At 46.3% G+C, this 12,517-nt stretch carries 13 protein-coding genes; 6 read left to right on the top strand and 7 right to left on the bottom strand.

Going from position 1 to position 12,517, the window contains the following annotated elements; genetic code table 11:
* Nucleotides 1-165: 165 nt before the first annotated feature.
* The gene (locus tag ITJ87_RS09060; RefSeq protein ID WP_117966213.1) at nt 166-1,029 is read right to left on the bottom strand and encodes a GLPGLI family protein; all 864 of its coding nucleotides are present in this window, start codon (nt 1,027-1,029) and stop codon (nt 166-168) included.
* Nucleotides 1,030-1,248: 219 nt separating this feature from the next.
* Here ITJ87_RS09060 and ITJ87_RS09065 point away from each other — a divergent pair, with 219 nt between their 5' ends.
* The 3 genes from ITJ87_RS09065 to ITJ87_RS09075 are packed head-to-tail and all read left to right on the top strand — an operon-like array spanning nt 1,249 to nt 4,741.
* Nucleotides 1,249-2,784, top strand: coding sequence for a sensor histidine kinase KdpD (locus ITJ87_RS09065; protein ID WP_196096214.1), 1,536 nt, complete (start codon nt 1,249-1,251; stop codon nt 2,782-2,784).
* A gap of 45 nt (nt 2,785-2,829) precedes the next feature.
* Nucleotides 2,830-3,513 (top strand): response regulator transcription factor, encoded by a 684-nt coding sequence (locus tag ITJ87_RS09070; protein ID WP_117966207.1) that lies wholly within the window; start codon nt 2,830-2,832, stop codon nt 3,511-3,513.
* A gap of 58 nt (nt 3,514-3,571) precedes the next feature.
* Complete coding sequence (locus ITJ87_RS09075; protein ID WP_016273209.1) at nt 3,572-4,741, top strand: mechanosensitive ion channel family protein; 1,170 nt, start codon at nt 3,572-3,574, stop codon at nt 4,739-4,741.
* Here ITJ87_RS09075 and ITJ87_RS09080 read toward each other — a convergent pair.
* Both ITJ87_RS09080 and ITJ87_RS09085 read right to left on the bottom strand, forming a co-directional pair.
* Nucleotides 4,738-5,796 (bottom strand): endonuclease/exonuclease/phosphatase family protein, encoded by a 1,059-nt coding sequence (locus ITJ87_RS09080; protein WP_117966204.1) that lies wholly within the window; start codon nt 5,794-5,796, stop codon nt 4,738-4,740. The genes ITJ87_RS09075 and ITJ87_RS09080 overlap by 4 nt on opposite strands.
* A gap of 39 nt (nt 5,797-5,835) precedes the next feature.
* Nucleotides 5,836-7,293: an aminoacyl-histidine dipeptidase gene (locus tag ITJ87_RS09085; protein WP_117966201.1), complete on the bottom strand. Its 1,458-nt coding sequence runs from the start codon at nt 7,291-7,293 to the stop codon at nt 5,836-5,838.
* A gap of 238 nt (nt 7,294-7,531) precedes the next feature.
* On the opposite strand from ITJ87_RS09085, the gene ITJ87_RS09090 reads away from it, so the two are divergent.
* Both ITJ87_RS09090 and ITJ87_RS09095 read left to right on the top strand, forming a co-directional pair.
* On the top strand, nt 7,532-7,765 hold the full coding sequence (locus ITJ87_RS09090; RefSeq protein WP_005835814.1) for a hypothetical protein: 234 nt from the start codon (nt 7,532-7,534) through the stop codon (nt 7,763-7,765).
* A 25-nt stretch (nt 7,766-7,790) separates the two neighbouring features.
* Nucleotides 7,791-8,393, top strand: coding sequence for an OmpH family outer membrane protein (locus ITJ87_RS09095; protein WP_009036606.1), 603 nt, complete (start codon nt 7,791-7,793; stop codon nt 8,391-8,393).
* Nucleotides 8,394-8,470: 77 nt separating this feature from the next.
* Here ITJ87_RS09095 and ITJ87_RS09100 read toward each other — a convergent pair whose 3' ends face one another.
* The 4 genes from ITJ87_RS09100 to ITJ87_RS09115 all read right to left on the bottom strand — a co-directional run bounded on the left by ITJ87_RS09100 (nt 8,471) and on the right by ITJ87_RS09115 (nt 11,613).
* Nucleotides 8,471-9,244: a copper homeostasis protein CutC gene (locus ITJ87_RS09100; protein ID WP_057256369.1), complete on the bottom strand. Its 774-nt coding sequence runs from the start codon at nt 9,242-9,244 to the stop codon at nt 8,471-8,473.
* 85 nt (nt 9,245-9,329) lie between these two features.
* Entirely contained in the window at nt 9,330-10,868 is a 1,539-nt protein-coding gene (rny, locus tag ITJ87_RS09105) for a ribonuclease Y (RefSeq protein ID WP_005835816.1), read from the bottom strand.
* Nucleotides 10,869-10,993: 125 nt separating this feature from the next.
* The gene (locus tag ITJ87_RS09110) at nt 10,994-11,284 is read right to left on the bottom strand and encodes a cell division protein ZapA (protein WP_117600675.1); all 291 of its coding nucleotides are present in this window, start codon (nt 11,282-11,284) and stop codon (nt 10,994-10,996) included.
* Between the two features lie 14 nt (nt 11,285-11,298).
* Nucleotides 11,299-11,613 carry a hypothetical protein gene (locus tag ITJ87_RS09115; protein ID WP_005835817.1) on the bottom strand — a complete coding sequence of 105 codons (315 nt, stop codon included), beginning with the start codon at nt 11,611-11,613 and terminating at the stop codon, nt 11,299-11,301.
* Nucleotides 11,614-12,142: 529 nt separating this feature from the next.
* Here ITJ87_RS09115 and ITJ87_RS09120 point away from each other — a divergent pair.
* On the top strand, nt 12,143-12,517 hold the full coding sequence (locus tag ITJ87_RS09120; RefSeq protein ID WP_034525507.1) for a DUF2141 domain-containing protein: 375 nt from the start codon (nt 12,143-12,145) through the stop codon (nt 12,515-12,517).

A 12,517-nucleotide genomic window follows, 5' to 3' on the forward strand; every position in this document is an offset into this window, starting at 1 on the left:
GATTATGGTGATTTTGTAATTTGTTGATTATCAATGCGTAAAAAGAGGATATTTAAGTATACGACTGAATGGCATTCACTATACGACTGAATAGGGTTCAGTATACGACTGAAATGCATTCAGTATGCGATAGATTTCACGAATGCTTACGGGTGTGGAGAAATATTATCGTTCCAGTGGATTATAAGGAATGTTTTTCGGGTTCTTGGTTGCATTGCCGTGTTCATCACTAACCTTGACGGTGACGTTCGGCATGCTTCCGGTGATAAATCCTACCGGATCGGCATAATAACGTTCGTGCACTTTGTTGTATGCTTTGCGGTTCATCGGTTCGTGCTTCTTTCCGTCGAAAAGTATCGGCCGATATGTGTGGCATTGCTCTACACCTGTGGCAGTGAATGAATAATGCCCTTCACTGTCTTCGGCTTTCAGTATCAGTCCGGGCAGTCCGCAAAGCTTCCACGGACCTTCGCTGACGGGTATTTCTGCAGTAAACCATGCTGTCCATGTACGGCCTTTTAATTGACATTCGGCTTTGCTGCAAAGGTAGGAGAGGACACTATCGTTTTCTGCCAGTATCTTCCACTGCGGACGTTCATCCGTTTCTTCGCAACGCAGGCGCGTCATGCCTGCCACTTCATCGAGGGTCGTTACTTTTCCGGCAGGATAACCTCTGAAGGTTTGTTCGCTCAGTTTGCTTGTTCCGTATTGTTTCAGATGTTCATTAATCGTTTCCTGCGAGGCTTTATTGGCGAAGTCTACTGCCAGTACAGAGTCGCAAACATACTTGGTGTAACTGTAGAACTTAGAGAGATTTTTACCGACTTCCAGCATCATGGTTTCTTCCGTAACATTTTCCGGCTTTTCCGTATTACTGATACAGCGCGTTTCATATTGCACAAGGATTTGTGCTTCACCGATGGTATCATTCTGTATTTTCGTTCCATCAGAAACGATGATTTGTGCCTTCGCTTGTGATGCGAACAATATAGCGAGACACAGATTGAGGAAAATAATTCTTGCACTCATAGTTTTTACATTTTTAGAGGTTTTACATATTGCTTCCAGCGATTATTGTACTGCAAAACTATGCGGATTTTGCTTCAGAAGAGGCTGAAAGTTATTACTGAAATATTACTCAATGCATAATATCTGCCTCGCACGTACCTATATTTGCAAGCTAACTTCTACCTTTGCCGGTACTAAATGAAAGTCTTTCTAACTAAGTGAGACTAAAAAAGAACAATTATGGAACAACGGATTAAGATCGTTTGGATATTCTCCATCGCATCGATACTGCTTATTACCTGCGGACAGGTCTACTGGTTGCGTAATCAGTATCAGTATATGAATGATGAACAAATCAATGGTATTTATGATTGCATCTTGCAGACCGCCCAACAGTATGACTCTATCCGTACTCCCCAACCCAAAAAGGTGCTTAGCAATACCAATATGTTCTTCTATCAGCTTAGCAAATCCATTGATTTGGAAAAGCGGACCACTATCGACGAATTAATTTGGGGTGTTCTGAAAGGGCGGGACTTGAAGAGCTTGGGCCAAAAGAATATAGAAACTCTCAAAATAGAGCAGCAGGACTCTGCCAGTACAGATGATAAAGAGAGAGAGGCAAAGCGTAGGGAATGGGCATTGGCGTTAGACACCCTTTTGCCGGAAGAGCGGCTCATTGCGAAGGATTCATTCAAAATCAATATGTCCGATAAAGATGCTCCTAATTTGAACTCTATTATTAATCTTTATCGTTTGGAGTTGGATGTGCCTTTTGCGTTGCAGCAATTTGATTCCTTGCTTGCCATACGTTTGGACAAACAAACGTTTACTACGCATCTGGTGGTTTCCGAAGATTCCATTTACCAGTGGAATGCGGAACTGAAACGGCAAGGTACATTGTTCAATCCATATATAGAAGTAATGTATCCTTATAATCCCCTGAAGCGCCAGTTTGTGCTTGTTTCCGTGAAGGTTTCACCTCATGTGGTACTTGTGCGTATGGGTTGGCAGTTAGTGGGCAGTACATGCCTGATATTTCTGCTGGGGCTTTGTCTGCTGTTTCAGATAAAAACCATCTTGAAGCAACGGCGGATAGACGAACTGCGAAAAAGCTTTGTAAACACTATGATACATGAACTGAAACGTCCCGTCCAGGCTCTGAAAATGTGTATAGCCTTTCTCAATGACAAGTCTATGCGAACAGATGAGAAAGCGATGGATGAAGTGATTCACGATTCCATGTCCGAGCTGGATAACTTGTCGGCCTATCTTTCAAAACTACGTGATATGACGCGTGCCGATGATGAACACACGCAGCTTTCCGTCCGTACATTTGATATAAAGACGAGTTTGGAAAAGCTTGTCCGGCTTTACCATGTTCCTGAGGGTAAGGATGTTGCTATTGAAACCCATTTCAGTTCGGAGACTCAGGTAACGGCAGACCCGGTGCATGTTTCTAATATTATCAGTAATTTGATAGAGAACGCCGTAAAGTATTCGGGCAAGTCTGTGCATATTGTTGTAGATTGCCTTTTGCAGGATCACCAATTGACGATACGGGTGTCTGATGATGGCATCGGCATTCCGGTTTCCGAACAGAACCGTGTATTCGATAAGTTCTATCGGGGCAGTAATCTTCCAGACCGTTCATTGCCCGGCATTGGTCTGGGGTTGAGCTATGTAAAGTTGCTGGTAGAGGCGCATCATGGGAGCATTTCTTTAAATAGTCAGGCAGGCAAGGGAACAATGATTGAAATTAATATTCCCCAATAAGTCCGTGCTAACCCGCATAATCCCTACTCTAAAATAACCAATGATATGAAAGCCTTGAAAATACTTTTTGCCGATGATGATTTGAAATATTCAATGCTGCTGAAGCGCTTTCTTGAGAAGGAAGGCTATGAAGTGACTTATGCCGGAAACGGGAAAATTGCTCTGGAACAATTTCCGCTCATAAAGCCTGATTTGGTATTGCTCGATATCAATATGCCCGGTTACAATGGCTTTGAAGTGGCTGAACGCATCCGCGAGACGGATAAACACGTCCTGATCTTTTTCCTTTCCGACCGTAGCGATAAGGCCGACCGCCTGCAAGGATTCCAACTGAAGGCGAACGATTATCTTGCCAAACCTTTCTATCCGGAAGAGCTGACAGCGCGTATCCGCGAGCGTTTCACTTCGCAGTTGTCCGGCGTGGCGGAGGATGAGATGTATGCTTTCGGCCATTCCGTATTCAATTACAGTACGAACGAGATTCGTACGGGAAATAGTAAGGTGCTGATTACTTCCCGTCAAGCCGATATCCTTCGCTTGCTGGCGCTGAATGTGAATAAGACTGTCAGTCGCGATACGTTGCTGGATGCTGTGTGGGGCACTGCCTCGTATGCCAACTCCCTTGCCTTGAATGTACAGATGTACTATCTGCGGCGGTCGCTAAAAAACGACCCGAGCGTGAAGATTGAGTCGTTGATGAAAAAAGGGTATATGCTTGCCGTTCTCTGAAAACATCTTTATCTTTGGATTGTTATACAAACAAGACACTTCAAAAAAAAGAGAGCTTATGATGAGTTTAGGAGGATGGATGAATAAAGTCCTGATAGGTTGGGGGATAGACCCGAAGTTTGCCGATATGTTTGACGAGACGATTATTGCACTGCTGATGGTGGGGCTTTCGATAGGGCTGGACTATTTGTGCCAGGCAATCTTCGTTGGCGGTATGAAGCATTATACCCGGCGCTCTCCCCATCAGTGGAATACGTTGCTGATGAAACGCAGGGTGATACACCATTTGATACATATTCTGCCCGGAATCCTCATTTACTACCTGCTGCCCATGGCCTTTGTGCGTGGAAAGGAGATGCTTGAGTTCTCACAAAAGGTGTGTGCTGTCTATATCATTGTGGCGGTGCTGCTTACTATCAATGGCTTGTTGCTGGTGATGCTCGATGTTTATAACATGAAGGACAAGCAGAAGAACCGTCCGCTGAAAGGCTTTGTGCAGGTATTGCAAGTGCTACTGTTTTTTATCGGAGGTATCATAGTGGTTTCAGTGCTGATAGGCAAGTCTCCTATGACCTTGTTTGCCGGTCTGGGCGCATCTGCGGCTGTACTGATGCTGGTATTTAAGGACAGCATTCTGGGGTTTGTGGCCGGCGTGCAGCTCTCTGCTAACGACATGTTGCGGATAGGGGACTGGATAGCGCTGCCGGGTGGCGTTGCCAATGGAGTTGTAGAGGAGATTACGCTGAACACGGTCAAGATACGCAACTGGGATGAAACCATCTCGACCGTACCGCCGTATACCCTGGTGAACAACTCCTTCCAGAACTGGCGCGGCATGCAGGAAAGTGGCGGGCGACGGGTAAACAAGAATATCTTTCTGGATATGACTACCCTGAAGTTCTGCACTCCGGAAATGCTGGATAATATCCGCAAGGAAGTCCCCTTGATGGCCGACTATCAGCCAGCAGAAGGAGAGGTGCCAACCAATGCACAGCTCTATCGTATCTACATCGAACGCTATTTGTGCAGCCTGCCGGTGGTGAACCAGGAGATGGACTTGATTATCAGCCAGAAGGAACCCACGACGTATGGGGTACCCATCCAGGTATATTTCTTCTCTCGCAACAAGGTATGGAAAGAGTACGAGCGCATTCAGTCCGACATCTTCGACCACTTGCTGGTGATGGTACAGAAGTTTGACTTGAAACTGTATCAGTATTCCGACTAATATATCAACCGGAACTCCGCATATACAGGCAAGTGGTCGCTGTATCCTCCTTGATACTTCATCCCGTAGTAGGTGCGGAAGGGTTGCTGCCCTCCGTATTTCTTGTCTCTTGTCAGTAGGAAGGGCAGGCAGAATACGTCTGTCTTCGCTTCCTCTGTATATAGCGGTGCGTGTTCTTGCAGCAACGTACCTGATACGATGATGTGGTCTAGCAGTCCCCATTCTCCTTGATACTTGTAGCTGCCGAAGTGCTTGCGTGTCTTGGCTTTTTTTGCCAGTAGATGGTAACGTTTTTGTGGACGTAGAGAGTCTTGCAATGTTGACGGTGCTGCTGCCTCCAACACCTCCTTTACCGATTTATTCTCCGGATAATCGTTGAAATCCCCTAAAAGGACAATTTGCGGATGTCGGCGTATCGTGTATAGGCTGTCTATGGCATGCTTCACCTTTCGGGCAGCCAGTAGCCGGTAAGGTTCAGACTCTCTTGCCCCTCCCGAACGGGATGGGAAGTGAGCTACCAGTACATCAAGCGTATCCCGGTTCAGCAACAATCCGCTGACGTGAAGAATGTCCCGTGTGGGACGGCTATTCTTCCGGGGCTTGTCTACGGGGAGGCTCTGATAGGAAAGCAGTTTGAAAAGATTACGTTGATACAACAGCGCTACGTCGATGCCGCGTTCGTCGGGAGATTGTGTCATCACATACCGGTAGTCTGCTTCGCGCAAGGCAGAGTAGCGGGTAAGGTCGCGCATCACACTGTCATTCTCCACCTCACACAAGGCAACAAGGGCGGGCGGCGTCCATCCTCCGGTGGCGATGATGACGCGGGCTATATTATCCAGTTTCTTTCTGTATTTAGAGTAATTCCAATGCCGGGTGGCATCCGGCAGGAACTCGTAGTCATTCTTTAGTGTGTCATGTCGGGAGTCGAATAGGTTTTCTACATTGTAGCTTACTATCCGAAACGTGAGGGTATCTTTTCCTTCTTGCCCGTACAGACTGATGTACGGGCAGAGAAGGAAGAGTATAACTCCTATCTTATGGATAACGTTCATACAAACGATTCCCGTTCCCCTTTAAGGAACGCGGGATATTTATTTCACCGGAATGTGCTTCAGTATATCCAGCAGATGGTCCCAGAACTTCTGTACGGTAGGAATCAGCATCCGTTCGTCGGGAGAGTGCACACCCTGCAGGGTAGGTCCGAAGGAAATCATGTCCAGTGCCGGGTATTTGTCAAGGAACAGTCCGCATTCCAGACCTGCATGGATAGCTTTTACCTTGGCATCTACACCGAACAAACGTTTGTAGGACTCAACAGCCACTTCCAGGATTTCTGAATGCGGGTTGGGCTTCCAGCCCGGATACCCGTCGCCGAAGGATACGGCTGCTCCACCCATTTCGAATACAGTACGCACCATATTGGCAATGTCTTGTTTGGAGGAGGCGGTAGAGCTGCGCTGGCTGGTCTCGATGCGGATGATATGGCCGGGTTTCATCTTTACGGAGGCCAGATTGGTGGAGGTTTCCACCAGCCCCGGAATGTCTTGGCTCATGGCATACACACCGTGAGGTGCGGCATAGATGGTTTGCAGCAAGCGCTTGGCGGTATCTTTGTCAATGGCTTTGGGACGGGCTGCTTCCGATTCGAGTACGAATTGGAGGTCCGGGTCAACGACGGCATATTCTGCCTCCACTTCGGCGGCAAAGACATTCAAGTCTGTGCGCAGGGCATGCTTGTCGGCATCGGGTATGGCAATTACCGCGTGTGCTTCGCGGGCAATGGCGTTGCGCAGGTTACCGCCGTCTATTTCGCAAAGGTACATGTCGTACTTCTGGGATGTCTGGCTCAGGAAGCGGTTCAGCAGCTTGTTGGCATTGCCGCGCCCCAGGTGTATGTCGCCGCCGGAGTGTCCGCCTTTCAGCCCCTTTACCTGCACTTTGCAGCAGAAATACCCTGTCGGTACGTCCACTTCCCGGTAGGTGAATTCGGCAACGGAATCTATACCTCCTGCACAGCCGATGAAGAGCTCGCCTTCATCCTCGGAATCGAGGTTCAACAGAATGTCTCCGTTCATGAAGCCTTCTTTCAGGGCGAAGGCACCGGTCAGTCCGGTCTCCTCGTCTACGGTGAAGAGGCATTCGATAGGACCGTGCTCGATGCTGTCGTCGGCAAGGATAGCCAGTTCGGTGGCTACACCGATGCCGTTGTCGGCTCCCAAGGTTGTACCTTTGGCTTTCAGCCATTCACCGTCAATTTCGGTTTCGATAGGGTCGGTCAGGAAGTCGTGCTTCACGTCGTTGTTCTTTTCACATACCATGTCGATGTGCGATTGAAGTACGACAGTCTTGCGGTTTTCCATACCCGGAGTAGCGGGTTTCTTTATCAGAACGTTTCCGGCTTCGTCCACCTTCGTTTCCAACTTATGTTTTTCTCCGAATGCTTTTAAGTAAGCAATGATTTTCTCTTCCTTCTTCGAAGGGCGCGGCACTTGGCAGATTTCCTCAAAATAGTGAAATACACCAGCCGGTTTCAAGTCTTTTTTTTCCATAATTATCTGAATTAGCGGCTGCCTTACATGTGTTTATGCAGCCTTCATTATCAATTGTCAAATATCAATTCTCCATTAAATTAACCACTTATTGCTAAATATGGTTAAATTGATTGACTATTTTATTCCCCTTTCTCTTTTTTTAGAGTAAAAAAGGCGAGTTAGTCCAACCAAAGCCCTATATTTGCACCCACAAAAATAGTAAAAACACTATTTTCATGTAACAAAATTAATGGAAATGCTTGATACAATATTGATAACTCTGTTAATAGTTGCTATTTGCATTGTTTTATTGGGTGTGAAGGTCTTTTTTGTGAAAGGCGGGAGATTCCCTAACGGGCATGTCAGTGGCAATAAGGCAATGCGCGATAGAGGTATCGGTTGCGTGCAGTCGCAGGATAGGGAAGCGCAACGCAAGTCCCGTTTTTCCATTGATGAATTGGAAAAAGCCTTAAACGATAGTATGAACTAATTTTAAAAAACAATATTTATCAATTATGAAGAGATTAAACTACCTCATGAACGGTCTGGCAGCTCTCGCACTGATCGTTTTATTTGCTCAATGTGCCGGCAATACTGATAAACAGACAACAAACGCTCCTGCACAAGCCGGCGGATTATCGGAAATGAAGATTGCTTATGTTGAAATAGATACGCTTTTGGCAAAATACAACTATTGCATAGACTTGAATGAGGCTATGGTGAAGAAGGGCGAGAATGTCCGTCTGACATTGAACCAGAAAGCCAGCGAACTGGAGAAGCAGAAGCAGGAATTCCAGACAAAGTATCAGAACAACGCTTATCTTTCTCAGGAGAGAGCGCAGCAGGAATACAACCGCATTGCAAAGTTGGAGCAGGATTTGCAGAACCTGAGCAACAAGCTGCAGTCTGAACTGATGAGTGAGAATGAAAAGAACAGCCTGCAACTGCGTGATTCTATCAACGCTTTCTTGAAGGAGTACAATAAGACAAAAGGTTACAGCATGATTATCAGCAATACGGGTTTTGACAATCTGCTCTATGCAGACAGTGTCTACAACATCACTCGTGAGATTCTGGATGGCCTGAATGCAAGATACTCTTCTCCGGTGAAGAAATAATATTTATCCTATGATATAAAAAAGGATGTACTGAAAAGTACATCCTTTTTTTATAGGCCTCTTCCCCCGCCTCCTCCCTACGGGGGAGGGGCTAGGGGAGAGGCTTTTAATAATGCTCCGATTGTACGCTTTACCCGCTCCGCAGTAGTGACGGTATGTGTATATTCATCAATATGTACCGTTCCTCCCATAGAGACGGCGGAATTATGATAGAGCATGGAGCTCTCGATATTTTCCCTGGCGGAGAAATGAAATTCGCGGATGCCGGTTTCTCGGGCAATGTGGGCTATGTTGGCTTCATTCACCCCACAGCCTGCCAATAGAATGATTCGGCCTGATGCTTGTTGTTGGAGCTCTTTCAAAAGGGGAATGCCTTGCTCTGCTGTAGATTGCTGTCCGGAAGTTAGGATGCGGTTGCATCCTAATGCGATAATATCTTCTATTGCTTTTTGTGGATTTCTGCATACATCGAAAGCACGGTGGAAGGTGACGGACATCCCTTGTGAGGCTTTCATAAGCTGCTCCATCAATGGAATGTCTACATCTCCTTCTGCCGTCAGGCAACCGAACACGACTCCGTCAGCGCCTAGGCGGCGGGCATTCTCTATGTCTTTCAGCATGATGCGCTGTTCGGTGGAGGAGTAAAGGAAGTCTCCTCCACGGGGACGGACAATGATATGCAATTTGGTCTGCTGCAATACTTCCCGTGCGATGAGGATATCGCCGTATGAGGGGGTTGTCCCTCCCTCGGGGATGCCTGCGCATAGTTCCACCCGGTCTGCTCCGCCGGCTTGTGCGGCAATACAACTCTCTACGGAGTTGGCACAAACTTCAAACTGATAATCTTTCATTTTGTAAAGTTATGGTTGTGGTGCAAAAATAAGAAAAGGGTGAATACGAATTCACCCTTTTCTGCATTTATTTTCTTTTCTGATGTTACTTTGCGTAGCTCACCGCACGTGTCTCACGGATAACGGTAATCTTCACCTGACCCGGATAAGTCATTTCGTCCTGAATCTTCTTGGCGATTTCACCGGAAAGGTTCTCCGTCTGCTTGTCGTCAATCTTGTCTGCACCGACAATGACACGCAACTCACGGCCTGCCTGGATGGCATATGTCTTTGTCACTCCCGGATAGGACATGGCCAGTTGCTCAAGGTCGTTCAGGCGCTTGATGTATGCTTCTACAATTTCGCGGCGTGCTCCCGGGCGTGCTCCTGAAATGGCATCGCATACTTGTACGATTGGGGCCAGCAGGCTGGTCATTTCCACTTCGTCGTGGTGGGCACCGATGGCGTTGCAGATGTCTGGCTTTTCCTTGAACTTTTCTGCCAGCTTCATACCATAGAGTGCATGCGGCAATTCCGGTTCCTCATCGGGTACCTTACCTATATCATGCAGCAGTCCGGCACGTTTTGCTTTCTTCGGGTTAAGTCCCAGCTCTGATGCCATCACAGCGCAAAGATTGGCTGTCTCGCGTGCATGCTGCAAAAGGTTCTGGCCGTATGAAGAACGGTATTTCATCTTACCGATAATGCGGATAAGTTCCGGATGCAGACCGTGGATGCCCAGGTCGATAGTAGTACGTTTACCGGTTTCGATGATTTCCTCTTCTACCTGCTTGCGTACTTTGGCAACTACCTCTTCGATGCGTGCCGGGTGGATACGTCCGTCTGTTACCAACTGGTGCAATGCCAGGCGTGCAATCTCACGGCGAACCGGGTCGAAAGCTGACAATACGATAGCTTCCGGAGTATCGTCTACCACAATTTCCACACCGGTGGCAGCTTCCAGGGCGCGGATGTTGCGGCCTTCGCGACCGATGATACGTCCCTTGATTTCATCTGATTCGATGTGGAATACGGTTACTGAGTTTTCAATGGCTGTTTCCGTAGCCACACGTTGGATGCTCTGTATCACGATGCGCTTGGCCTCTTTGCTTGCCGTCAGCTTGGCGTCGTCCATGATGTCGTTGATGTAGGACTGGGCTTGCGTTTTGGCTTCTTCCTTCAGGGATTCCACCATGCGCTCTTTGGCTTCTTCGGCAGAAAGTCCGGAAATGGCTTCCAGCTTTTCTATTTCCTGGCGCTGCATGTGCTCCAGTTCTTCTTTCTTCTTGTCTACGATGGACAGTTGGGCTTCCAGATTTTCTTTCACGGCTTCTGCTTCCATCTTCTTGCGCTGGATTTCTTCCTGGCGTTGGTTCAGTACCAATTCACGTTGTTTCAGCTTGTTTTCTGCCTGCTGTATCTTTTGGTTACGTTGGGCCACTTCTTTTTCCAAGTCTGCCTTCTTGTTCAGGAATTTTTCCTTTACTTCCAGCAACTTATTCTTCTTAATCACTTCCGCTTCCGCTTCCGCATCTCTCAGGATACCGTCGTATTTGTTTTTCAGCCCGTGCTTGAAGAACAAGTACGAGGCAAACCCTCCGACAATGAAGCAGGCAATGGATAATACTATTGTAACTACTGTCATTTTATTAATTTGTTTTTAGTATATAAATAAAAAAGCACTGCATAAAAGCTTGCTTTGATGAAGGGCAAACTTTTGTACAGTGCGCGAATTTCTCTCTTTTACCGACCCGACGGAGGGATTACAGCTTATTGTTCCTTGAAATAGGTCTCCAATACCTCTGTCAGTTCCTTTATTTTGCTGGTATAGGGTTCAGTATCATTACGGTCCTTCAACTGAAGGTTTTCTAAAGCGAACTGATAGGCCACCATGGCTATAATTCTCTCTAGAGACACATTCAGATAATGCTCCCGATACGCATTGAGCCTGATATCTACCTGCTTGGCGGCTTCTCTTACCATTTCCTCGTCCTCACGGTTGATTGTGAGAGGGTAGGAGGCTCCTGCCATCTGCAGGTTTATCTTTATCTTATCGTTCATACATCCTCTTCTCTTTATTCATTCAACAAAGCGATGCATTTATCGACTTCACGCACTAATTTGGACAATCGCAGTTTCGTCTCTTTCACGTCGCTGCCGTTAAGGCTGATTGTCGTAGCTGTTTTTAGGTTCGTGTAGTTAAGTTCCAGTTCCCGGTATTCAGCTTGTACCTTCCCGTATTCCTCCTCTTTGGCTTCAAGAAGTTGCTTTAGCTCAGCATTTTCGCGTTTTAATTCATCGTGCAGATAGATTAAATGCCGCAGTCTGGCTTCAAAGGTACTTAATAGCTTCTTTTCTTCGTCTGTCATCACTACACCAAAATTGTACACAAAAATACAATTTACTTGGAGATTACAAAAACTTTTCGGGGAAAATATGCTGTAGAAGTGCCGAAATAACCGAAGTGGCCTATGAAGTACTGGTTTTGAGGGATTGAAAAAGGGTGGCGGAGGCTGGCTTTTCAAGAGATGTGGATAGGTATGGAACAATTTGCTTTTTAGAAGGATTTTATTTCTTGCTTTTCGAAAGCTTAGTATCTCCGTTACTAAATAGTAATCGTCCGACGCTTGTTTAATTATCGTCCAACAACTGTCGGACGATAATTAAACAGATGTTGGGCGATAATTGAACGGTTGTTGGACGATTACTGTTTAGTAAGGCCGAAATTACTTTTTGCTGTTTTAGGCACTACTCTTTAGGTGCGGTTGGAATAGTATGTAGTAAAGGAAGGAGGAGATGCTAAGAAATAAATAAAATAATTTATATAATAATTTGGTTTATAAAATAAACCTTCTATCTTTGTATCGGAGTTCGAACCCGAAATGTGATTTTGGTATGTATAACTTAAGGAGAATGATTATGAAAACGATTGTTTGTAGAAGTATGGCGGCAGCTCTTCTTTGTGTATTTGCATTGGGGGTGTCTGCGCAAGATGTTCTGAAAGTGAAGGTGATGAACATACCTTCTGCTGTGGGAAAGATAATGATTGCCACTGACAAGGGGCAGTATGGTATGGTAGATGCCAAGGGCACGGAGGCGGTACTGGAACTGAAAGATGTGACAGTGGGTAAATATAAGCTTTATGTCTATCATGATGAAAACAACAATTATCAGTTGGATAGGGAAGACGGAATTCCATCTGAGTATTGCGCGATAGCGGATGTGGAGGTGAGCGCCGACACGAAGCAGGTGGAGATAGCACTTAAGCGGGTATTAAAAGGAAGCAACAAATAA

Origin of the sequence: Bacteroides sp. HF-162, from assembly GCF_015679285.1 — a bacterium.
Lineage (GTDB): Bacteria > Bacteroidota > Bacteroidia > Bacteroidales > Bacteroidaceae > Bacteroides > Bacteroides uniformis.